Origin of the sequence: Actinacidiphila sp. DG2A-62 (assembly GCF_035825295.1) — a bacterium.
Taxonomy (GTDB): Bacteria; Actinomycetota; Actinomycetes; order Streptomycetales; family Streptomycetaceae; genus Actinacidiphila.
The window spans coordinates 7084321-7106682 of record NZ_JAYMGI010000002.1; the positions used below are offsets into that span (position 1 = coordinate 7084321).

The window sequence follows — 22362 nt, forward strand, 5'->3', positions numbered from 1 at the left end:
CCCGGCGCGAGGGGACGGCCCGGGTGCTCAGCCGTGGGCGGTGGCGGCGATCCCGGCGAGGACGAGGTCGATGCCGGCCAGGTACTGCGCCCGGTCGTCGTGCTCGCGCAGGTGCGGGGCGACCTTGTGCGCGAAGGGGAAGCGGGCCGGGTCGCGCTCGGTCCAGCGGGCGGCGACGTCGGACAGGAAGGACGCGCGGTCGGGGTAGCCGCGGGCGGCGAGCCGGGCCGCCGCCGCGTGCTGCCCGGCCAGCCCGAGGACGTAGTTGAGCAGCGCGGACGCCGCGTCGAACTGCGCCCGCTCGGGAACGCCCAGCGGCTGGAGCTGCCCGCCGAAGCCCTCGAAGATCCGGAGCGTCGCGGACTCCCAGGGCTCCCGCGAGAGCTGGGCGCCGATCCAGGGGTGCGCCTCGATCGCGTCGTACAGGGCGAGCGCGATCGCGCGGACCGCCTCCCGGGGCGGCCGGTCCTCGGCCACCCAGGCCAGCGCCCGCGCGACCACGTCGTCGGTCGCCGTGCTGAGCAGCTCGTGCTTGTCGGCGACGTGCCAGTAGATCGCCCCGCTGCCGGTCGACAGACGGGCGGCGAGCGCGCGGAAGGTCAGGGCGGCCTCGCCCTCGCCGTCCAGGATCTCCACGGCGGCCGTGACGATCCGCTCCTTCGACAGCGCGTCGGCGCGCCGCTCACCGCGCTGGGGCCTGCTGCTCATGGCTCCAGTCTGGCACGGGTGGAACGCTGATCCACCCGCGCGGGGCCGGCCCGCGGACGGTCAGGGCCGCGTCTCCTCCGCGAAGTACAGGAACGCGCCCAGCCCGTGGAAGTCGTTCGTCGCCTGCGGCCGGTCGATGTAGTAGGAGTAGTCGGCGACGTTGGTGCCCACGGAGATCCCGGTCAGGTACGTCAGCCCGTCGTCGTGCAGCCAGATCCGGTTCAGCTCCCCGCGCACGCCCGCGGTCACCGTGGACCCGTACGCGGCGGCGGACACGTAGCCGCGCTTGACCGCGGTGTCGACGGTCTGCGTGAACATCGCCGAGCACGACGTCTCGGTCCAGTTGCCGGCGCTGTCGCCCTTGTCGACGACCTGGAACCACCGGCCGGTGGACGGGTCCTGGTAGGCGGCCATGCCCCGGACCAGATTCCGTACGATCGAGACGAGTTGGGCCCGGCGCGGGTGGTCGGCGGGGATCAGGTCGAGGATCTCGGTGGCGGCGATGCCGTACCAACCCACCGCGCGGCACCAGTATTCGGGGGCGAGCCCGGTCGACGGGTCGGCCCAGGAAGCCGACCGGGACGCGTCGTAGGCGTGCCGCATCAGGCCGTTCGGCTGCTGCAGATGGCTCGCGTACACCACCAGTTGCTCGGTCGCGATGTCGAAGGACCGTGCGCTGTCGCCGATGTATTTGCCGTACTGCGCCATGAACGGGTCGGCCATGAACGTGCCGTCGGACCACAGCTGGTTCGCCCGGTCGGCGCTGTCGCCGTGCCAGAACCCGCCGTCGGGGGTGGTCGGGTAGCCGCCGGAGGGGATCAGCCGGTCGTGGATCTGCTGGGCGGCCAGGCGGTACTTGACCTGCCCGGTCTCCCGGTACAGCGCGATCATCACCTGGCCGGGCATCATGCTGTCCAGGGTGTCGAAGGCGATGCTGATGTGCCCGGAGGAGTCGACGAAGCGGTCCGCCCACGCCTGGATGTACGCGATCAGCGCCGCCCGCCGCACCGGGTCGGTGGTGCGCTGCGCGACCTGGTACTGGCCCATCAGATACAGGGCGACGGGGTAGCTCCAGCCGCCGATGGTCGCCGGGGTGTAGCGCCGCATGGTCGAGTCGACCATCGCGTCGGACCAGTCCGTGCCCGGGAGGTCGGCGACGGTCAGCGCGTCGAGGTTGGGCAGGCCGCCGGTGTTCGTGCTGGTCACGCGGATGTGATGGACGCCCGCGCCCAGCGTCACGGCGATCCGCGCGTCGGCCCAGTGGTCCCAGGCCGCGGTCGGGGCGAAGCCGGGCGTGGCGGCGGCCTTCGCGTCGACCGTGACGCTGCCCGGGCGGTCCGCCGTGGTGCCGTTGGCGTAGCGCAGGTCCAGCGTGGCGGCGCCGGCGGAGGGCGCGGTGACGGTGAAGTCGACGTACGCGCCGGTCTCGTTGGTGGAGTTGACGAAGCCGGCGCCGGTGAAGCCCGGGTGGTCGAAGTCCACGGTGCCGTGGAAGACCGTGGCGCTCTCGGCCTGGTACACCGAGGAGAACGCGGGCTGGTAGGCGGTGTCCCCGGCCGGGGCGTGCGACGTGGCCGGCGGCGGGGCCTGCGCCGAAGCGCGTGCCGGGACGGGCGCCGACGAGGACGCCTGCGCCGAGCTGAGCGTTGCCGAACAGGTCGCGACGAGCACGGAGACGAGCGTTGCCACGGTGCGTGTGCGCATGTGACTCCCTTTCCCCTCACACGTGACGCCCTCCTCGGGGAGAAGGGCGTGATGGTGGTGGCGGCGTGAGGGATCGTCGCGTCCGGTGGGACAGGAGTCAAGAGTTAATACGTATTATCTGGCGTTCGGTCAGCGGGCGCCGGAGGGGTCAAGGTCGAGCCGGTACCACCCGCCCCGCTTGCCGCCGAGGTCCGCGGGATCGGCCGGGCCGTCCGGTACGAACCCCGCCTTGGCGAGCACCCGCCGGGACGCGGCGTTCGCGTCGGCCGCCGCCGCCCGCAGCGTCCGCAGGCCGTGCCGCGCCACCGCCAGCCGGGCCAGCTCGCGTACCGCCGCGGTCGCCACGCCGCGCCCGGTGGCGTCCCGCGCGACCCGGTAGCCGAGCGACGCGGCGCCGTCCGCGATGTCCATCAGGTTGAACCTGCCGAGCACCGAGCCGTCGTCGTCCACCAGCACGTAGAACGCGCAGATTCCGGCCGCCTGTTCGGCCAGCCGCTCGCCGAGCAACTCGTCGAACCGCTCGAAGAAGGCGTCACCGCGGTCGGACACCGAGGCGGCGAAGTAGCCGCGGTTCGCGACCTCGAACGCCAGGACCGCCGGACCGTGGTCGGCGCGCAACTCTTCCAGGACAGGCACCCCCGGACCCTACGCGCGCGCACGGGCCGCCGCCCAGCTGTTTTCGGGCGGCCGTACCGGCGCACGGGCGGGCCGCACGGGCGCGGTCCGCACCGGCCCACGGGCGCGCGCCACACCGGCGCACGCCGGACCCCGCGGAAAACCCGTGGCGACGGCGACGGCGGGACGCTAGGGTCGCCGTGTTCGTGAGGGCGGCCCGGTGCGGGCCGGGCCCTCGTCGGCCGTGGAGCGAGCAGGGAGGTGTGACCAGATGGCTGTCTTTGCGATGGGCGCTGCCCAGGACCAGAAGCTCGTCATGTTCACCTCCGTGGTCTCCGGCTGACCTCTTCCCACATGTCCGCGCGTGGCGCGCGCGGCGCCGGGGACTGCTCTGTCGAAGGGTTTCCCCTTGTCTTTCTCTTTTCGTGACGCCTCCTCGCACGCGCTCGTCCCCTACGGCTGGGACGACGTGTGGGAGGCGGAGTTCGCGCCGCACGCCGCGCGGGGGCTGCTGCCCGGCCGCGTGCTGCGGGTGGACCGCAACGCCTGCGACGTGTTCACCGCGGCCGGCACCGTCCGCGCGGACACCGCGCTGGTGATGCCGCACGACCCGATGCGGATCGTGTGCACAGGCGACTGGGCGGCGCTCGACCCGCAAGGGACGGACCCGCGGTTCGTCCGCGAACTGCTGCCGCGGCGCAGCCAGTTCGTCCGCTCGGCCTCCTCCAAGCGGTCCGAGGGCCAGGTGCTCGCGGCCAACGTCGACCACGCCGTCGTCTGCGTGTCGCTGGCGGCCGAACTCGACCTCGGGCGACTGGAGCGGTTCCTCTCGCTGGCCTGGGAGTCCGGCGCGGCCCCGGTGGTGGTGCTGACCAAGGCCGACCTGGTGCCGGACACCACACACCTGCTGGCCGACGCCGAGGCCGCCGCGCCCGGCGTGCGGGTGGTCGTCGCCAGCGCGGCCACCGGCGAGGGCGTCGAGACGCTCGCGGCGCTGCTCGGCGGCGGCACCTCGGTGCTGCTCGGCCAGTCCGGCGCCGGCAAGTCCACCCTCAGCAACGCGCTGACCGGCCGTGACACCCAGGGGGTGCAGGCCGTCCGGGACGCCGACGGCAAGGGCCGGCACACCACGACCACCCGCGACATGCTTCCGCTGCCGGGCGGCGGGGTGGTCATCGACACCCCCGGACTGCGCGGCGTGGGGCTGTGGGACGCCGAGACCGGCGTCGCCCAGGTCTTCGCCGAGATCGAGGAACTCGCCCGCGACTGCCGCTTCCACGACTGCTCCCACCAGGCCGAGCCCGGCTGCGCGGTGCTGGCCGCGCTGGAGGACGGCACGCTGCCGCACCGCCGGCTGAACAGCTACCGCAAGCTCCTGCGGGAGAACGGCTGGCTCGCCTCGCGCACCGACCAGCGGCTGCGCGCGGAGATGCGGCGCGAGTGGAAGCAGCGCACGGCGGCCGGCCGCGAGATGTACGAGCGCAAGCGCGGCGGCGGAGGAGGCCACCGCCGCACCTCCTGACCGCGGGGATCCGAACCGACCGCGGGGTCCGAACGACGGACGCGGGAGCCCCGCGGACGCCTCACCCGGCGCCGCCGTCCCTTCCCTGGCGGCGCCGGACGGCGATCGGGCTGCCCGCGCTCCAGAACGAGCCGATGACGCATGCGATCACGAGCGCGACGATCACGACCCCGAGAATCACGCTGTAGGCCATGCCGAACCTCCTCGCTGCCGGGCGGTCTTCACCTCCACCGCACCTTCACGTTCGCTGCCTGACCGTGACCTTCCCGTTGCCCGGCGTTTCCAATCCAGCGCTGGCGAACATGAATTCGGGACGGACCGCCCGGCTCAGGCGGAGGCCCGCACCACCAGCTGGGTCGGCGTCACGATCGGCGCGAGCGGGGCGGCGTCGGCCTCCGCGTCCGGCAGCGGCGCCACCCGGCGCAACAGCAGCCGCGCCATCATCCGGCCCATCTCCTCGATGTCCTGCCGGATGGTGGTCAGCGGCGGGTCGGTCCACTCCGCGACCGACACGATGTCGTCGAAGCCGACCACCGCGACGTCCTCCGGCACCCGCCGCCCGCTGGTCCGCAGCACCCGCAGCGCACCCGAGGCCATCACGTCCGAGGCGGCGAAGACCGCGTCCAGGTCGGGAAAGCGCTCCAGCAGCTCGGCCATCGCCGCCGCGCCGCCCTCCGGCGTGAAGTCGCCCTTGGCGATCAGCCGCGGATCGGCGTCCGGCAGCACGTCGCGGAAACCGTCGAGCCGGTCCACCGACGCCGTCTGGTCCAGCGGCCCGGCGATGTGCGCGATCCGGCGGCGGCCCAGGCCCAGCAGATGGCGGACCGCGTCCCGCGCGCCACCGCGGTTGTCGCAGTCCACGTAGAGCGTCTCGCCGTCCGACCAGGCCAGGCCCCCTATCACGGTCGGCACGCCCGCCCGCCGGGCCAGCGCGGGCAGCGAGTCGTCGTCGTGCAGCGAGAAGATCAGCGCGCCGTCCACGTGGCCGCCGGCCAGATAGCGGCCGACCCGGGCGTAGTCGGCCGTGCCCTCGGTCAACAGCAGCACCAACTGGTTGTCGCGCGCGGTCAGTTCCCGGCTGATGCCGCGGACCTGCTGGGCGAAGAACGGGTCGGCGAAGAAGCGCGTCTCGGGCTCGGCGACGACCACCGCGATCGCGTCGTTGCGGCGGGTGACCAGCGTGCGGGCGGCCTGGTTCGGCACGTAGCCGAGTTCGTCGACGGCCTGCCTGACCCGTTCCGCCAGCGGCGCGCGCACGCCCTCGCTGCCGTTGACCACCCGCGACGCGGTCGCCCGCGAGACCCCCGCGCGCGCGGCGACGGCCTCCAGTGTGGGTCGGGACGCGAAGCTCTGGTCGGACAACGGAGGGCTCCTTCGCGTACGGATAACAAAAACTCGGCGACGAATTGCGGCTGTGCACAGCGTAACCGTTTCGGCGGCGGCTGTGAGAGCGCTCTCTCGGAGACGCGGCCGGAAGTCGTGGGCTTCGGGGCCGGTCCCCCGGACGCCTCAGCCCGCGATCACCGCGCCCAGCCACGCACCCGTGACCAGCAGGCACGCCATCAGCTCGACCAGCACGGACCCGCCGACCGCCCGCATCGTGCGGCGGGTCGCCGCCCAGGCCGCGCGGTGGCCGCCGCCGTGCCGCACCCGGTCGCGTCCGTAGAAGGCGCCGACGAAGCCCAGGACCGCGCCCAGCACCGGCACCACGAAGAACCCGACGACCGCCACGCCCGTCGCGGTCAGCACCGCGCGCCAGTCCACGCCGGACTCGCGGATACGGCGCGCGGGCAGCAGCCACACCACGACCTGCCCGACCGCCAGCACGCCGGTCGCCGCAGCCAGAACCGCCCAGGTCAGCCCGGTGTGCCGGGACGTCGCCCACCACAGCAGGGCGGCCCAGCACAGCAGCGTCCCGGGCACGCCCGGAGCCGCGACGCCGAACAGGCCGAGCAGCAGCACCGCGGCGATCAGCGCCTCCTGTGCGGTCCCCATGAGGCCCACCCTGCCCGATTCCGCCGAGCCGCGCGCCCCGACCGCCCCCTTCGCGCTGTCCGCGCGCCGGTACGCGCCGTACGCGCGTTTTGTGCGCTGGGTGGGAACGGTGTGCGCCGGGGAGGGTGTGCGCCGGGGAGGGCTCAGGGCGCGCTTCGGCGCCGGGCTCAGGGCCGTACCACCCAGCCCCGCTCGTAGGACTGCCAGCCCAGCTGGAGGCGCGTGGTGACCTGGGCGATCTCCATCAGCCTGCGGACGCGCCGCTGCACCGTGCGCAGCCCGAGGTCGAGCTGCTTGGCCGCCGCCGCGTCGGTGAGGCCGGCCAGCAGCAGCGACAGGATCTGCAGGTCGGTGGCGTCCGGCTGGTCCAGCGGCGACTCGACGACCGCGCCCGCGCCGTCCAGCCGCAGCGGCACGGCCTGCCGCCAGACCGCCTCGAACAGCCCCATCAACGACTCCAGCAGCCCGCTGGCGTGCACCACCAGCGCGGCGGGTTCCGCGCGGTCGCGGGCGGTCAGCGGCACCATGGCGAGCGCGGCGTCGGCGACGACCAGCTTCGTCGGGACCCGCTCCACCACCCGCACCCGTTCCTCGCGGCCGAGCGCGGCGGCCAGTTCGGCCAGGCCCCCCGGGCCGCTGAGCACGTCCCTCTCCACCACCACGCGGTAGGCGACGCCGCGTCGCGTCGCGTCCTCCTCCGCGGCGTTGTCGGCGCCGGTGATCGCCACCGGCCGGTCGGTGACCAGGGCGCACACCTCGGACTCGGCGCCGAACTGCAACTGCAGAAAGCGCTGCGCCACCGCGTTCGCGCCGGTCACGACCTCCACCAGGTCGTGCACCGCCGGCTCGGTCGCCTCCGCCCGGAACTCCGCGGCGAGCACCGCGGCCGCCAGCTCCGCCTGCTCCAGCTCGTGCCGCTGCCGCGTCAGCAGCGCCGCGAGTGCCACGGCGGGCGGCGCCGCGACCCACCGCCCCGGCCGGGCCGAAGAACGCGCCACCAGCCCGTGGTCCTCCAGCCGCCGCAGCACCCGCCCGGTCTCGTCCTCCGCCAGCCCCAGCCGGTGCGCCAGGTCCGCGACCTCGGCCGCTCCCAGCCCCACCAGGGCGCGGTACGCGGATTCCTGCACGTCGTCGAGTCCGATGGCGGCCAGCACGGCGTTTCCCTCCGGGGGTGGTGTCGGATACGTCCCGTACGCCCCGGCGGCGACCTCCTCCGCGGGGGCGGTACGTGGACCGTACGCGGGGGCGCGGACGGGACCCGTAGGAGGGGAGCGATCGCGTGCGCGAGCGGGCGCGGCGCGGGGAGTCGTCGGCGTGCGCGGGCGGGGGCGGACGGGGGCGGGGCCGCGGGCGGGTGCGGGCGGGGGCGGACGCGGGCGAGTGCGGGCGGGGCCGCGGGCGGGTGCAGACGGGGACGGACGGGGGCGGGGCCGCGGGCGGGGCGGACGCGGGCGGGTGCGGCGCACCTGTGGGGCTCCGGCGGGGGAGGGTCGGCCGAGAGAACCGCCGCGAGGGCTGCGCGCAAGCCCTGCGCAGGCGGGGCCAGGCCGGGACGTGTGGGTCGGAAGGCGGGTATGCGTAGCCGGTGGCGGGAATGAGCCACGGCGGGTTTCCGCCGCGGGGGCTGCTCTCGCGGGTCCGCGCGGGCGTGCCAGTGTGATCGTTCGCCGTACACGTGATCAGCCCGGGGAAGCCGCGGGTGCGGCCGTGGCCGGGGCGGCCCCGGCTGTGGGGGCGGGGCCCGCCCCGGCGTTTCGCGTTTCCCCGCCGTCCACGCGGTGGACAATAAGGGCATGAGTCAGCGGGGCGACGCACCGGGAAGCCAAGAGGACGACTGGTGGCGGCAGTTGTACGACGAGGACGCCACGCGGGGGACCGCGCCGCGCACCCCGTCCGACGCCGCGCCGGACGTTCCCGGACCTGACACCGGCGCCGGGGGCGGCGCGGGCGACGCAACGGAGTCCGGGGCCCGTGCGAACCCCGGCCCGGCGGCCGGGGAGTCGACCGGACCGTCCGCGGGCCGCCCGCAGGGAGCGCTGCGGGGACCTCGGCCGGACCTCGGCCGGGAGCGCGACCCGCTCGACGCCCACTTCGACTCCGCCGTCAACGCCATGTCGCCGCCGCCCGCCCCGCGCGAGGGCACGATGCGGCTGCGCCGCCCGACGCCGCCGCCCGCCCCGCCCTCCTGGCCGCGCCCGACCCGCGCCGTCCCGCCGCCGCCGCGCCGCCCCGACCCGTGGACCCCCGACCCCGCGGCGAACCTCCCGGACGCGCCGGAGCTGCCGGACACGCCCGGCCTCGGCGACGCCCCGAGCGTTCCCGAGGCGCCCGAGGTGCCGGCGCCGCCGGACCTGTCCGACATCCCGAGGGTCCCGGAGGGTCCCCGCCTCGACACGCCGAGCGTCGCCGACGCGCCGGGCCTTCCGGAGCCGCCCGACCTCCCGGAGACCCCGGACCTGTCCGACTTTCCGCACCTGCCGGACACGCCGAGTCTGGAGACGCCGCACGTCCCGGAGGCCCCGGACCTGCCCGACTTCCCCCACCTCCCGAGCGCGCCGCGCCTCGGCGCCCCACGGCTGCCGGACGCCCCCCGCCTCCCCGCACCCCCGGACCTCCCGGCACCGCCCGAGACCGGGCCGCCGCCGGCCGTCGGCGACGCGAGCGGGGGCCGCTCCGCGGCGGACACCGGGACGCGGGCCGAGGCGCTGCCGCCCGCGGACGAGCCGTTGGCCCAGCCCTCGGACGTGCCCGCGAACGAGCCCGCCGAGGCCACCGGTTGGGACCGCTGGGCGACCCCGCGACCCGGCGCCGGGCCGGCGTCCCCGCCGACGTCCGACCCCCGCGATCGGGACTCCGCGTTCTGGGACCCCTGGACCGCGCCCCCCACCTTCGGCCGCGCCGCCCCGGCGGTGCCGCCGTCTCCGCCCGCCCCGGGCCCTGCTCCCGCGCCCCTTGAGGACGCCCGTCCCGCCGCGTCTCGGTCGTCGTCTGCTGCGGTCCCGGACTCGGACTCAAGCGCCTCCGCGCCCGCGCCCCTTGAGGACGCCCGTCCCACCGAGTCCCGGTCGCCGTCTGCTCCGGCCCCGGGTTCGGGCTCAAGCGCCTCCGCGCCCGCGTCGCGTGAGGACGCCCGTCCCGCCGCGTCCCGGCCGCTGTCGGCGCCCGCGCTGGGCCCTGCCGCCCCTGCGGCTACGCCCGACCCGGGCCCTGTCGACCGGTCCGCGACGCCCGAGGATGCCCGCCCCGCCGAGCCAAAACCCGCTCCCGGCTCGACGGCACGCCACGACGCGCGCCCGTCGTCGGCGGAGGCAGAGGCGGAGGTGGGGGCGGCGTCGCGCTCGCCGGACCGGGAGCTGGCCTCGTCGGAGGCTGCGCCGACGCCCCCTTCGGACGACGCCACCGGGGACGCCGGCAGCGCTCAGCCGTGGGACCCGTGGAACGCGCCGCCGACGTTCGGCCGCCGGGCCGAGGAACCCCGCCCGGAAGCCGAGCCGGTGGCCGAGTCCCCGGACGTCGCCGAGGAGTCCTGGGAGGACCCGTGGACCGCCGCTCCGACCTTCGGCGGCGCGGTGCACGAGGAGCCCGAGGACACTCCGCCCCCGGCCACGCCGCCGCCCCCGCCCCGTAGCTGGGACTCCTGGGTGACCCCGCGTGCGGCCACGCCCACCGCCCCCGCGCCGGCGGAGAGTTGGAGCAGCCCCACTCCGGCCCCGACCGCGGCCCCGGCCCCGGCTACGCCGCCGGAGCCCGAGCAGGCGCCCCGAGCCCCCGGCGCCGAGCGTCCCACGGCCCCGCGGCGCGACGACGACGTGGCCGGCGGCGGGGACGAAGCGCCGCCCGAGCCGACGCCGGGACGGCCGCAACCCTCCTTCAGGGACGACGCGTTGGAGACCGCCGCCAGCGAGGTCGAGGACGAGGCCGCCCGGGCGCCCGAGCCCACGCCGAGTCCGGCGGCGGAAGTCGGCGCGCAGCAACGGCCGTACCAAGAACGGCAGTTCGGCGCGTCGACCCCACAACGCCACCCCGTGTCCGCGACACCGCCGGCGCCCGAACCTCCGGCGCCCGAAGCTCCGGCGCCCGCACCCCGCCGGCCGCGGACGACGACCAGCCGGTGGCCGCGGATGCCCGCGCCGACACCGACGTCACCGACCCCGCCACCCCCGCTGCCACCTCCACCGCCGCGCCCCGCGAGGGGAGTTCCGCGGGGGAGACCGCGTTCGGGGTCGGAGAGGTGCGGTGGGCCCCGGAGTTGCCGCCGGGCTGGGTCCCGGCGCAGGGCGCGCGAGCCGAGGACGTACGGGAGCCGGAGGTGGTGGGCGGCGGGCCGCCGACGTACGGCCCGGAGCCGACCGCGTGGCCGGAGGCCCAACCGGACGCGCTGGACGGGCTGTTGGCGGACACGGTGCTGGACGGCGCGAGCTACGGCACGTGGACGCTGCGCACGGCGTCGATCCGTGGCGACTCCGCGCGCTATCGCGGCCAGCCCCGCCGCGACGCCCTGCTGACCGCCCGCTTCGGCGACGGGGACGACGCGCTGCTGCTGATCGCGGTGGCGAGCGGCGCGCGCGCCGCGGACGACGCGCACCGGGCCGCCCAGGACGCGGTCCGCTGGATCGCCGGGGCGGTCGGCCGCAGCAGGGCCCGGCTCGCGGACGACCTGCGGGCCGCCCGGCGCGGTTCGCTGAAGTCCGGGCTGCACCGGCTGACCGACCGCTGCTACGGCAGGCTGCGGGCCCGCGGCGAGGACCTGGGCCTGGACGAGGGCACGTACACCGCCTCGCTGCGCTGCCTGCTGCTGCCCGCCGACCCCGAGAGCCGGGTCCGGCTGTTTTTCGGGGTGGGGGAGGGCGGCCTGTTCCGCATCAGGGACGGTGCCTGGCAGGACCTGGACCTGGCGCCGGACGCGGCCTCCGCGCCGTTCCGGTTCCGGGCCACCGTGGCCCAGCCGGGCGACGCGCTGGTGATGTCCAGCGCGGGCCTGGCCGAACCGCTGCGCGGCGAACCGGAGTTGGGCGCACATCTGGCCGCGCGCTGGGGCGGCGGCCGGGTCCCGGGCCTGGCCGCGTACCTCGCCGACGCGCAGACCCGGGTGAAGGGTTACGCCGACGACCGCACCGTCGTGACGGTCTGGGACGCCTGAGCCCGCGAGACGCCTGAGCCCGCGATACGTCGGACGAATACCCCCGACCCTCAAGAACTCGTCAGAGCATGACTGGACGCAACCGGCGTGGGCATGCCTATCGGCAGAGACCAAAGGGGAAGCAGGACGCGCGATCGGGGGAAGCACACGGACATCACGGGGTTCCGGTTACGGCACACGGTCGCTCAATCCGACCTGCCCGCTGTCGCCGAGACGCGAAGACTGCTGCGGGAGTCGCTACGGCGGTGGGGAGTCCCGACACTGACCGACACCGCCGAACTGCTCACGACCGAACTGGTCACGAACGCGCTGCAGCACACGGCGGGCGGCGCCGTCCTGACCGCGACCCTCACCGAGGAACCGGGCGCGCCCGACGCGCCGCCCGGGAGACCGGTGGCGGCCCGCCTGCGCGTCGAGGTCCACGACTCGCTGGCCCGCCGCCCCAGCCCCGACACGCCCCACCGCGCGGCAGCGGCGGCCGAGGCGGGCGACCACGGCACCTCCGGCCGCGGCCTGCTCCTCGTCCAGGCCCTCGCCGACGCCTGGGGCGCCCACCCCCGCGGCACCGGCAAGGTGGTCTGGTTCGAACTGCGGGCGAGACCGGCGTAACCGCCCTGGCGGCACGAGCAGACGGACCATCGGCCGTCACGCACGGAAAAAGGCGGTCCCGGGCCGGCCCCGACCGCGACAGCGGAGGGACACCGGACCCGGGACCGCCCCAGCCCGAGAACGAACGGACGCTCAGCCGAACTGCCGCTCCATCTCGGCGAGTTTGCGCTCCAGCGAGTCCAGCCGCGGCAGCGTCATCGTGTCGTCCTCGGCCGTGAGGTCCACCGTCCGCGCCACCGGCGCCTCCGCGCCGCCCGCCTGCGCGCCGGAGGGCGAACCCGCCTCGTCCCGCACCGGCTGCAACGCCGGAAGCGCCCGCACGGGCAGCTCCCCGGCCGGAAGCTCCCCCGGCGCGCCCGCGGGGGCGCCCGCCGCGCCGGCCCCTATGGCAGGCTCCGTCGACGCCTGTCCCGACGCCGCGCCCCCGGCCGGCAACTCCACCTGACGCCCGCCGCGCGGACCCCGCGGCCAGGTCCGGTGCTGCCGGGTGAGCGCCTTGATCCGGGCCCGCTCCATCCGGTCGTGGTCACGGCGCCGCGCGTTGTTCTGCTCGCGCTGCCGCTTGTCCTCGCGGACCTCCTCGACCGCCTCGTCCAGCGAGCGCACGCCCTCCAGCAGCATCAGGGACCACGCCGCGTAGGTCTCGCGCGGCGCCCGCAGCCAGCGGACCATCCGGATCTGCGGCAACGGCCGCGGCACCAGGCCCTGTTCGCGCAGCGCCGCCCGGCGGGTCTGCTTCAGCGCGCGGTCGAAGAGCACCGCGGCCGACAGCGACATGCCGGCGAAGAACTGCGGCGCGCCCGCGTGGTCGACGCCGCGCGGCGCGTGCACCCAGTTGAACCAGGCGGCGGCGCCGGCGAACAGCCACACCAGCATGCGCGAGCCGAGGGCCGCGTCGCCGTGGCTGGCCTCGCGGACCGCGAGCACCGAGCAGAACATCGCCGCGCCGTCGAGGCCGAACGGGACCAGGTACTCCCAGCCGCCGGACAGGTTGAGGTTCTCCCGGCCGAAGCCGACCAGCCCGTGGAAGGAGAGCGCGGCGGCGACGGCGGCGCAGCAGAACAGCAGCACGTACGACGCGCTGCCGTAGATCGCCTCCTTGCGGCGGCGGCGTTCCTCGCTGCGCTCCCAGGAGTCCGTGGCAGCGCTCTCGCCGGACGCGCGGCGGTTGCGGAACACGACGACGCAGGCGACGAGGACGATCAGGCCGATGGCGCCCGAGATCACCCAGTCCAGCGTTATGTCGTTCAGTCTCATGTGCGGATTCCTCGGGTCGCTTCCGTCGCGCTCGGGCCGCGGGACGGCGTACGACCGACATCATGGCGAAGAGCGCGGCTGTGTGCAGACGTTACGGCACAAGAGCACGCGTACGGATCGCGTAGTCGAACTCCCGTGCCAGACAAGATGAGTTGAGCGAAATCGTAGCGCGGACGATCATCTTGTACGCGCGGGTCGGCGGATCGCCGGGCCGCGGCGGGTGCGGGGGCAGCCGGCGCAGGTGTCACCGGGGCTGACGGTGTAGAAGAGGCAGCAGGTGAGTCGGTCGCGGACCGGCGCGGACCCGGAGGCCGGTGCGGACCCCGCCTCGGCCGCGGAGCCGGCCGTCGCGCCGGACGCGGAGGCGGAGTCGCACGGGCCGGTGGGCGCGGCCGCCGAGCCGGGCGCCGCCGTGCCGGGCGCCGCCGGGGCGGGCGTCCGGTCCGCGCGGCGGAACCGGGCTCCCTCCGGCAGGAGTTCGGTCAGCTCGGCCACCGCGCGCCGCTCCTCGCCGAGCAGTCGGGCGATGTACCACAGGCCCTCGGCGATCTCGTCGGTCGCCTGGCGGCGCAGGGCGTGCGGGTGGCGGCGCACCAGCGGTGCGAAGGCGGCCAGCACGGGGTCCACATGCTCAGCCAGCGCGGTGCGCAGTTCCTCGCGCAGGGCGGCGGGACCGGCCACCGTGCGGGCGCCGGGCAGGAGTTCGGCGTCGTCGCCCGGCAGGCAGGCGAACTCCCGTACCCGTACCGAGAAATGGCCGTCGATCGGATGGAACGCCACGTCGGCGACGGGAAGTCGGGGCACTCGGCGGTGCAGGAACCACGGCACCGTGAACAGCAGGCAGGCCGGCCACAGATAGCGGTGCAGGGCGAGCGCGGCGGCGGCGTCGGGACGCGGCGGGACGCCGTGCGCGCCGCCGACGCGGCGGACGTCGCCGGCCACGAAGCGGGCCGTCGCCGGGCCGCCGCGGGCCAGCTCGGCCGCGGGCAGCCAGCCGGCGCTGGCCGGGGGAGCGGCGTGGGTGATCCGCAGACCGGGGAAGACCGCGGACAGGCGGGCGTAGGCGTCGCTGGTCGCAGGCATGGTGAGGCTTACCTTAACGATCATCGCCGGGTTTACCCTGGCTCGGTACGCCACCCGGGTGAGGGTCGTCCGGGCGACAGGGCACGCACGGCAGGGCAGGGCAGAGCAGGGCAGGAGGCGGCGCCGGTGGAGCAGGCCGAGCGGACCGGGCCGGTACGGCGGTCCGTACGCGACCAGGTGCTCGCGGCGCTGCGCGCGGAGATCACCGCGGGGGAGCTGGCGCCCGGGTCGGTGCACTCGGCGCCGGTGCTGGCGCTGCGGTACGGCGTGTCGGCGACGCCGGTGCGCGAGGCGATGCAGACGCTGGAGCGCGAGGGGGCGGTCGAGGTGCTGCCGAACCGCGGGTTCCGGGTGGCGGTGCGGACTCCGCGGGATCTGGCGGACCTCGCGGAGGTGCGGGCGCTGCTGGAGGTGCCGGTGGTGGTGTCGCTCGCGCGGACGGTGCCGCCGGCGCGGTGGGCGCGGCTGCGGCCGTTGGCGGAGGCGGGGGTCGTCGCGGCGGCGCGGGGGGATCGGGCGGGGTACGCGGAGGCGGACCGGGCGTTCCACCAGGCGCTGCTCGGGCTCTGCGGGAACGCGCAGCTGGTCGCGGTCGCGGTGGATCTGCACCGGCGGGCGCAGTGGCCGGCGCTCGGCTCCGCGGCGGCGCCCCGCCCGGCCGCGCTCACCGCTGACGCGGCGCAGCACGGCGCCCTGCTCGACGCTCTCGCGGCGGGCGACGTCGCCCTGGTCGAGCGCCTGGCCCGCACTCACGTCGCCGCCCCCTGGGGCTGACCGCCCCGGCGCTGAGCATCGCGCCCCCAGGGGCGCGGGGAACTGCGCGGCCGGCCTCCCCCAGAGCTTCGCCTGGGAGGTACCCCCAGCGGTGCGGAGGGTCGCCTCCGTCCCGAAGGGGCAATTGCTGTTGTGGACGGCCACCCGCCGGTGGACGGTTGCTCGCGCAGTTCCCCGCGCCCCCGGGGTGCGGGTTGGGCGTCGGGCCGGCCTGGCGCTAGGCCGGGAGCCAGGTGGGGAGGCCGCCCAGGAGGGTCTTGAGGCGGGCGGCCTCGGCGCGGAGGGAAGCCGCCTCGTCGTCGGGGGAGACCTCCGCGAGAGCGACGAGCGCGGCCGGCGTACCGACCACATGGCCGAGCGACACGCGAATCGCGAGCGACTCCGCGAACCCGTGCCGCGCCTCCGCGAGATCCCCCTCGGCCGCCGCGAGCCCGGCGAGGTGCCGCCACGTGAAGGACGTGAGGAAGGTGTCGCCGTGCGCCACGGCCCCCGCGTGCGCCCGGCGGTACGCCGCCTTCGCCGCCGCCGGGTTCGCCGCGATGTTCTCCGCCACCAGCCCCCGCCGGAAGTCCAGCAGCGGTCGCCCCGGCGAGGCCGGCGACAGCAGCGCCGCCGCGCGTCCGTACGCGCTGCTCGCCTCGTCCGCGCGGTCCCGCACCGAGAAGACCGTCGCCCCGTACGCCAGATACCCCCGCTCCGAAGCCGCGGCGCCGCGCTCCTCGTCGGTGTGGGCGAGCGCCTCCGCGGTGCGCAGCGCGTCCTCCGCCTCGGCCCACCCGGTCAGCTGGTAGAAGCACCCCTCGATGAGCAGTTCCGCCCGCGTCAGCGCGGCCCCCGGGTGCTCCGCGCAGAAGGGCGCGAGCAGCGCCGCCGCCTCCGCCCAGCAGCCGCGGGCCCGCAGCCGCCAGACGTCCGGCACCACGGCCGCGCCACCCGCGGACCCCCCTGAGCCCGCCGGTCCCGCCGCGTCCGCGGAACGCGATGAGTCCGAGGAATCGGACAAGGCCGTTTCCGTCACAGTTCTCCCCCAAGCACGTCGTCGAGCCCGCGTGATGAACAGTGGCGGCAGTCCAGCACGTGCGGGGGCCCCGCGCCAAGGGGTCGGAGATCACTTCTTGTGAACGGGATCACTTTCACGAGCGGACAAGGCGCGGCACACATGTCACCGCGCCGCCGCCCACCGGCCCGGTCGCGTTCAACCGCCGGCACCCGGTCCGCGGGGTGCGAGACGCGGACCGGGCGCCGGCGGGTCCGTCGCCGACGCCGGGTCCGCCGCCGGTCCGCGTCGGGTCGCGCCGGTTTGCGCCGGGCGCGCGCCGGGTCCAACCCGGCCCGCGTCGGGTCAGCCGCGCACGGCCGGCGCGAGCACCTCCTCGCACCACTGCCGGAACGTGGTCGGCATCGTCGCGCCGGGCGTGCGCGGCGTGTCCGGGCCCAGCTCCGCCGCGCGGAACATCTCCAGCGCGGCGTCCGCCATCGCCTCGGACGCGCCGAAGCCGAGCAGCCGCGCGCGGAACGCCTCGTCGGGGGTGCGCTCGAAGCGCACCGGCAGGCCCAGCACCTCGCCGGCGATCCGCGCCATGTCCTCGAAGGACAGATCCTCCGGGCCGAGCACCGGGACCTCCGCCACGCCCGTCCAGGTGTCGTCGAGCAGCAGCCGCGCGGCGACGGCGGCGATGTCGCGGGTCGCGACGGTGGGCACCTTGCGGTCGCCGGCCATCGGCACGGAGATCACGCCGCGGTCCCTGATCGCCGCGGTCTGGCGCAGCAGGTTGTCCATGAAGGTCGGCATGGTCAGCGCCCGGTAGGCGACGCCGGTGCGGGCGATCGCGTCGTCCATGGCGAGCGTCGCGGTGATGTTGCCGGCCGGCACGGTCAGCCCGCGGCCGACGGAGGAGATGCCGACCACCCGCTCGACGCCCTGCTCGGCGAACGCGCGCAGCCCGGCCCGGGCGAAACCGGAGTACGCCTCGTCCACGCTGGGCGCGGTCGGGTCCGCCGGCACCAGCCAGAAGACGGCCCGCGCGCCCGCGAACGCCTTGTCGACGACGGCGGCCTCGGAGTGCGAGCCCTGGACCACCTCGGCCTGCTCACGAACCCGCTCCGGCAGCCGCGAGGGGTCGCGGGCGATCACCCGGACGGCTTCGCCCGGCGTCCCGCCCGGCTCGCCGAGCAGGTGGTCCAGGAGCTGGCGTCCGATGGAACTGGTGGGTGCGGTGACGACGATCATGGAGATCTCCACGGGGTGCGTGACGTAACGGTCGGGACGGGCGCGGCGGCCCGGTCCCAGAAGTAAACTCTACCGTACCGTTTACTTCGGGGGGAGGGGAGCCGGGGCGAGGGGAGCCAGGGCGAGGCGGGGGCGAGCGAGGTGCGCCGAGGCGATGCGGGCGGGGGCGCGGCTCCGGGCGGGCGCCGCGACAGGGGAGACTGGGGTCCGGCGCACGGCCGGGCGGCCCGGCGGGACCGGACCCGGCCCGGCAGGGCCCGGCACGGATCGGCGCGGCGACGCGTGGAGGCGAGGAGTACGCATGGCGAGGCGCGGTGAGGAGCTGCGGCGGCACATCCTGTGGACGGCGAAGGACGTCTTCCTGCAGACCGGCTTCGAGCGCGCGTCCATGGACGTGGTGGCCGCGCGCGCGGAGACGTCCAAGCGCTCCCTCTACGCGCACTTCGAGAGCAAGGACAAGCTGTTCGTCGCCGTGGTCGACCTGGTCCGCGAGCTGTACCTCGGCCGGCTCGGCACCCCGGGGGACTACGCGCGGGACACCGCCGAGGCCGCGGTCCTCTTCTGCGGGCGCTTCCTCCAGCTCCAGCTGTGGGAGCAGTCGGTGCGCACGGTACGGCTGGGCATCGCCGAGGCCGAGCGGCTGCCCGAGGCCGCGGCGGAGCTGTACGACGCCGTCTTCGAGGCCACCGCTGAGCGGCTCGCGGCGTTCCTGGCCGAACGCTGCCGGCTCACCCCCGAGCAGGCGGCCGGGACCGCGCTGGCGCTGCTCGGCCGCACGGTGCACCCGCGGCTGTTCCGCGCGCTGCTCGGCGTCGACCAGCCGCTGTCCGACCGCCCCGAGGAGTCCGCGATCGCCGCCGACGTGGACCTCGCGCCGATCCGCGAGGCCGCCCGCCTGCTGCTCCCCGCGGACGCCTGACTCCGGCGGACGCCTGACTCCGGCGGACGCCTGACCCCGGTGGGCCCGCGACGCGCGCGCTCGGCCGGCGTACGGCTCGCGCGGTCCGGTCAGCGTGCGCGATCGGGTCAGCGTGCGCGGTCCGGTCAGCGTGCGCGGTCCGCTCAGCTCATCCGCAGCGCCAGGAAGAAGTCCACCTTGTCCTCCAGCCGGCCCAGGTCGCGGCCGGTGAGCTGCTCGATCCGGCCGATGCGGTAGCGCAGCGTGTTGACGTGCAGGTGCAGGCGGGTGGCGCACCGGGTCCAGGAGCCGTCGCAGTCCAAGAACGCCTCCAGCGTCGTGATCAGCTCCGCGCGGTGCCGCCGGTCGTACGCGCGCAGCGGGTCCAGCAGCCGCGCGGTGAACGCCCGCCGCACGTCGTCCGGCACGAACGGCAGCAGCAGCACGTGCGAGGCCAGCTCCTCGTGGCCGGCCACGCACACCCGGCCGGACCTGGCGGCGGCCACCCGGCGGGCGTGCCGGGCCTCCTCCAGCGCGCCGCGCAGCCCCTCGGGGGAGTGCACCGCCGCGCTGACGCCTATCGTCAACCGCCCGTCGCCGTCCAGGCCGCGCGACAGCGGGACGCGCAGCGCGCCCTGGAGCCGCTGGGCGGCCAGCGGCCGGGGCGGGCCGGGCTCGCCGTCCGGGCCCACGGGCTCCGGCAGCAGCGGCACCAGCGCCATCGCCTCGCCGTCGGCGTGCGCCACCGCGATCCGGTCGGCCTCGTCCGGGCCGGCCGCCGCGGGGTCCGCGAGCACCTCCTCCAGCAGCGTCTGCGCCACCGGCCCGGCCGGCACCTCGCCGCCCGACCAGTCCACCCTGGCCACCACGACCTGCCACCGCGGCTCGACGCGCCCGGCCCCGACGCCCGCGCCGCCCTGCGCGCCGCCGCCCGAGCCGCCCACGCCGCCCTGCGCGCCGCCCGTCCCGCCCGGCAGCAGCACCGGGGCCGCCGCGCGCAGCCGCGCGCCGATCTCGGCGGGGGCCGCGCCGCCGCGCACCAGCTCGAAGATCTCGCCGGCCAGCCGCCGCCGGACCGTGCGGGCCGCCTCGCGCCGGTCCCGCTCGACCGCGATCAGCTGGGTGACCCCGCGCAGCAGGTCGAGCCGCTCCTCCGGCCACTCGCCCGCGTCCGCCTCCACCGCGAGGAACCAGTCGGAGAGCACCGTGGCCCGCACGTCCGGCTCCGCGCCCGCGCCCGTCCCGCCGCCGCCCGCGCCCGCACCGCCCGCCGCCGCACCGCCACCGCCTGTACCGCCCCCGGCCGTGCCGCTCCCGCCGCCCGTGCCGCCCGCGCCCACCCCGCCCTGCGCGCCCGCACGGACCGGGAACAGCGAGTACACCCGGCCGGTCTGCGCGGTCACCCGGTGCGGCGCGGGCCGCCCGGTGCGCACCGCGGCCTGCTGCGCCCCGGCCAGCTCCGCCCGCACCGGCGCCGGCAGCGCGCGGCCCGCGCCGCCGATCTCCCGGCCGGTGGAGGAGAACACCCATGCCCGCAGATCCAGGTCGCCGGCCAGCAGGTCGAGCACCGCGTCCGGGCCGCCGCCGGCCGGGCCCGACGCCATCAGCCGCCGGTGCCGGTCGACCACCGCGGCCAGGTCCCCGGCCCGCTCGGCGGACACCTGCCGGACCACGTACTCCGTCACGGTGGCGAAGGCGACCGCGTCGTCCACCGCGAACAGCGGCAGCCGGTGCCGGGCGCAGGCGGCCACCAGGTCGTCCGGGGCCCCGGCCAGGTCGGCCTCGCCGGCCGCCAGCGCGGCCACGCCCGCGCCCGCCAGGATGCGTACGAACGGCTCGCAGTCCTGCGGGCCGCGCCGCCAGGCCAGGCCGGTCAGCACCAATTCGCCGCCGGTCAGGTAGCGGCTGGGGTCGCGCAGGTCGGTGGTCATCACGCCGCGGACGGTCCGGTCCAGCTCCTCGGCGCCGCCGAGCAGGCGCAGGCCCAGTGCTTCGGTGTCCAGCAGTGCGCGCAGCCGCATCGTTCGCCGCCTCGTCGTGGCAGGAGTCCCTGGCGGGGGCCGGCAGGGATCCGTGGGGGTCCGGGGCCCGGCGGGCTCCGGCGGGGACGCGGCGCCGCCGCGCCCGGCCGGCGCCGGGTGCAGGACCGCGCCGGCGCCGCCGGTGGGATACGGCGAGATCTCCGGCGGAGTCCTTTCGGAGGAATCTACAAGACCGGACCCCTGGCCAGCCAAGTGCTTCATGCGTTCGGTGACTGCACCCGGACGGCCGTACCGCCGTGTACTGGGCCCACACCACGTGCATTCCTGAACGGGAGGACCGCCGCCGGCGCCCGCCCCGACCCCCGCGCGAGACACCCCGCCCCCGCACCCCCGCCCGGGACACCACAGCCCCGAGCGGGACCCCGCACCCCCCAACGATCCCTCCGATCCCTCCGACCCCTCCGACGAAGAGAGCCCTCATGGAGTTCCTGCGTCCCGCCACCTGGCAGGAGGCGCTCGCCGCCAAGGCCGAGCACCCGGCGGCCGTGCCCATCGCCGGCGGCACGGACGTGATGGTCGAGATCAACTTCGACCACCGCAGGCCCGAGCGCCTCATGGACCTGGGCCGCATCGGCGAACTGGCGCAGTGGGAGACCGACGGCGACACCGTACGGCTGGGCGCGTCCGTGCCGTACAGCCGGATCATGGAGCAGCTGCGGACCGAGCTGCCGGGGCTCGCGCTGGCCTCCCATACCGTCGCCTCCCCGCAGATCCGCAACCGCGGCGGCGTCGGCGGCAACCTCGGCACCGCCTCGCCGGCCGGCGACGCCCACCCGGCGCTGCTGGCCGGCGGCGCCGAGGTCGAGGCGGAGTCGGTGCGCGGCACCCGGCTGATCCCGATCGACGACTTCTACCGCGGCGTGAAGCGCAACGCGCTTCAGAGCGACGAGCTGATCCGCGCGGTCCGGCTGAAGAAGGCGACCGGACCGCAGGCGTTCTCCAAGGTCGGCACCCGCAACGCGATGGTCATCGCGGTGTGCGCCTTCGGCATCGCGCTGCACCCCGACACCCGGTCCGTGCGCACCGGCATCGGCTCGGCCGCGCCCACCCCGATCCGGGCCCGGGCCGCCGAGGAGTTCCTCGCCGCGGCCCTGGACGAGGCCGGCCTGTGGGAGGACCGCGGGCCCGTACCGCCGTCCGTGGCACGGCAGTTCGCCGAGCTGGTGGCCGGCGCGGCCAACCCCATCGACGACGTGCGGGGACGGCCGGCTGACCGCAGGCACGCCCTCGGCGTGATGGCCCGCCGCACCCTCGGCTGGACCTGGGAGCAGTACCGCGGCGACGGACGAGACGACAGGAGCCGGTCATGCGCGTGACCTTCACCGTCAACGGGCGCCGCCAGGAGGCGGACGACGTGTGGGAGGGCGAGTCCCTGCTGTACGTGCTGCGCGAGCGGATGGGCCTGCCCGGCTCCAAGAACGCCTGCGAGCAGGGCGAGTGCGGCTCCTGCACGGTCCGCCTGGACGGCGTGCCGGTGTGCTCGTGTCTGGTCGCGGCCGGCCAGGTCGAGGGCCGCGAGGTCGTCACGGTCGAGGGGCTGGCCGGCGACAACGGTGAACTGTCCACCGTGCAGCAGGCGTTCGTGGACGCCGGCGCCGTGCAGTGCGGCTTCTGCACACCCGGGCTGCTGGTCGCCGCCGACGAACTGCTGGAGCGCTGCCCGCAGCCCTCCGACGCCGACATCCGCGAGGCGCTGTCGGGCAACCTGTGCCGCTGCACCGGCTACGAGAAGATCCTCGACGCGGTCCGCCTGGCGGCCGCCCGCACCGAACAGGCGGTCTGACA

General features: G+C 76.3%; 19 protein-coding genes. 7 read left to right on the forward strand and 12 right to left on the reverse strand.

The window, feature by feature from the left end; translation table 11 throughout:
• Nucleotides 1-27: 27 nt before the first annotated feature.
• From VSR01_RS31540 to VSR01_RS31550, 3 genes are all read right to left on the reverse strand, one after another.
• Nucleotides 28-708, reverse strand: coding sequence for a TetR/AcrR family transcriptional regulator (locus VSR01_RS31540; RefSeq protein WP_326452411.1), 681 nt, complete (start codon nucleotides 706-708; stop codon nucleotides 28-30).
• Nucleotides 709-768: 60 nt separating this feature from the next.
• The gene (locus VSR01_RS31545; protein WP_326452412.1) at nucleotides 769-2412 is read right to left on the reverse strand and encodes a glycoside hydrolase family 88 protein; all 1644 of its coding nucleotides are present in this window, start codon (nucleotides 2410-2412) and stop codon (nucleotides 769-771) included.
• Between the two features lie 129 nt (nucleotides 2413-2541).
• Nucleotides 2542-3048: a GNAT family N-acetyltransferase gene (locus VSR01_RS31550; protein ID WP_326452413.1), complete on the reverse strand. Its 507-nt coding sequence runs from the start codon at nucleotides 3046-3048 to the stop codon at nucleotides 2542-2544.
• A gap of 388 nt (nucleotides 3049-3436) precedes the next feature.
• Here VSR01_RS31550 and rsgA point away from each other — a divergent pair, with 388 nt between their 5' ends.
• Nucleotides 3437-4549: a ribosome small subunit-dependent GTPase A gene (gene rsgA, locus VSR01_RS31555; protein WP_326452414.1), complete on the forward strand. Its 1113-nt coding sequence runs from the start codon at nucleotides 3437-3439 to the stop codon at nucleotides 4547-4549.
• A 61-nt stretch (nucleotides 4550-4610) separates the two neighbouring features.
• Here rsgA and VSR01_RS31560 read toward each other — a convergent pair whose 3' ends face one another.
• From VSR01_RS31560 to VSR01_RS31575, 4 genes are all read right to left on the reverse strand, one after another.
• A complete protein-coding gene (locus tag VSR01_RS31560) occupies nucleotides 4611-4742 on the reverse strand; it encodes a hypothetical protein (protein WP_326452415.1) in 132 nt (43 codons plus the stop codon).
• A gap of 134 nt (nucleotides 4743-4876) precedes the next feature.
• The gene (locus tag VSR01_RS31565) at nucleotides 4877-5911 is read right to left on the reverse strand and encodes a LacI family DNA-binding transcriptional regulator (RefSeq protein ID WP_326452416.1); all 1035 of its coding nucleotides are present in this window, start codon (nucleotides 5909-5911) and stop codon (nucleotides 4877-4879) included.
• Nucleotides 5912-6058: 147 nt separating this feature from the next.
• Nucleotides 6059-6544: a DUF456 domain-containing protein gene (locus VSR01_RS31570; RefSeq protein WP_326452417.1), complete on the reverse strand. Its 486-nt coding sequence runs from the start codon at nucleotides 6542-6544 to the stop codon at nucleotides 6059-6061.
• 167 nt (nucleotides 6545-6711) lie between these two features.
• Nucleotides 6712-7698 (reverse strand): helix-turn-helix domain-containing protein, encoded by a 987-nt coding sequence (locus VSR01_RS31575; RefSeq protein ID WP_326452418.1) that lies wholly within the window; start codon nucleotides 7696-7698, stop codon nucleotides 6712-6714.
• A gap of 2957 nt (nucleotides 7699-10655) precedes the next feature.
• On the opposite strand from VSR01_RS31575, the gene VSR01_RS31580 reads away from it, so the two are divergent.
• Both VSR01_RS31580 and VSR01_RS31585 read left to right on the forward strand, forming a co-directional pair.
• The gene (locus VSR01_RS31580; protein ID WP_326452419.1) at nucleotides 10656-11684 is read left to right on the forward strand and encodes a protein phosphatase 2C domain-containing protein; all 1029 of its coding nucleotides are present in this window, start codon (nucleotides 10656-10658) and stop codon (nucleotides 11682-11684) included.
• Between the two features lie 93 nt (nucleotides 11685-11777).
• On the forward strand, nucleotides 11778-12293 hold the full coding sequence (locus tag VSR01_RS31585; protein WP_326452420.1) for an ATP-binding protein: 516 nt from the start codon (nucleotides 11778-11780) through the stop codon (nucleotides 12291-12293).
• 132 nt (nucleotides 12294-12425) lie between these two features.
• Here VSR01_RS31585 and VSR01_RS31590 read toward each other — a convergent pair whose 3' ends face one another.
• The gene (locus tag VSR01_RS31590) at nucleotides 12426-13550 is read right to left on the reverse strand and encodes a DUF2637 domain-containing protein (RefSeq protein ID WP_326452421.1); all 1125 of its coding nucleotides are present in this window, start codon (nucleotides 13548-13550) and stop codon (nucleotides 12426-12428) included.
• 177 nt (nucleotides 13551-13727) lie between these two features.
• Nucleotides 13728-14657: a (2Fe-2S)-binding protein gene (locus VSR01_RS31595; RefSeq protein ID WP_442785592.1), complete on the reverse strand. Its 930-nt coding sequence runs from the start codon at nucleotides 14655-14657 to the stop codon at nucleotides 13728-13730.
• Between the two features lie 102 nt (nucleotides 14658-14759).
• Between VSR01_RS31595 and VSR01_RS31600 the strand changes: the two genes are divergently transcribed.
• The gene (locus tag VSR01_RS31600) at nucleotides 14760-15407 is read left to right on the forward strand and encodes a GntR family transcriptional regulator (protein ID WP_326452423.1); all 648 of its coding nucleotides are present in this window, start codon (nucleotides 14760-14762) and stop codon (nucleotides 15405-15407) included.
• A gap of 217 nt (nucleotides 15408-15624) precedes the next feature.
• Here the strand turns inward: VSR01_RS31600 and VSR01_RS31605 are convergent, their stop codons facing one another.
• Together VSR01_RS31605 and VSR01_RS31610 are read right to left on the reverse strand one after the other, a co-directional pair.
• On the reverse strand, nucleotides 15625-16329 hold the full coding sequence (locus VSR01_RS31605) for a hypothetical protein (RefSeq protein ID WP_326452424.1): 705 nt from the start codon (nucleotides 16327-16329) through the stop codon (nucleotides 15625-15627).
• Between the two features lie 420 nt (nucleotides 16330-16749).
• Entirely contained in the window at nucleotides 16750-17637 is an 888-nt protein-coding gene (locus VSR01_RS31610; RefSeq protein WP_326453926.1) for an NAD(P)H-binding protein, read from the reverse strand.
• A 301-nt stretch (nucleotides 17638-17938) separates the two neighbouring features.
• On the opposite strand from VSR01_RS31610, the gene VSR01_RS31615 reads away from it, so the two are divergent.
• Entirely contained in the window at nucleotides 17939-18556 is a 618-nt protein-coding gene (locus VSR01_RS31615) for a TetR/AcrR family transcriptional regulator (RefSeq protein WP_326452425.1), read from the forward strand.
• Nucleotides 18557-18699: 143 nt separating this feature from the next.
• Here the strand turns inward: VSR01_RS31615 and VSR01_RS31620 are convergent, their stop codons facing one another.
• Nucleotides 18700-20556, reverse strand: coding sequence for a PucR family transcriptional regulator (locus VSR01_RS31620; protein ID WP_326452426.1), 1857 nt, complete (start codon nucleotides 20554-20556; stop codon nucleotides 18700-18702).
• Between the two features lie 440 nt (nucleotides 20557-20996).
• Between VSR01_RS31620 and VSR01_RS31625 the strand changes: the two genes are divergently transcribed.
• Nucleotides 20997-21893: an FAD binding domain-containing protein gene (locus VSR01_RS31625; RefSeq protein WP_326452427.1), complete on the forward strand. Its 897-nt coding sequence runs from the start codon at nucleotides 20997-20999 to the stop codon at nucleotides 21891-21893.
• Nucleotides 21884-22360 (forward strand): (2Fe-2S)-binding protein, encoded by a 477-nt coding sequence (locus VSR01_RS31630; protein WP_326452428.1) that lies wholly within the window; start codon nucleotides 21884-21886, stop codon nucleotides 22358-22360. Before VSR01_RS31625 ends, VSR01_RS31630 begins: the two co-directional genes overlap by 10 nt.
• The last annotated feature ends 2 nt before the right edge of the window (nucleotides 22361-22362 follow it).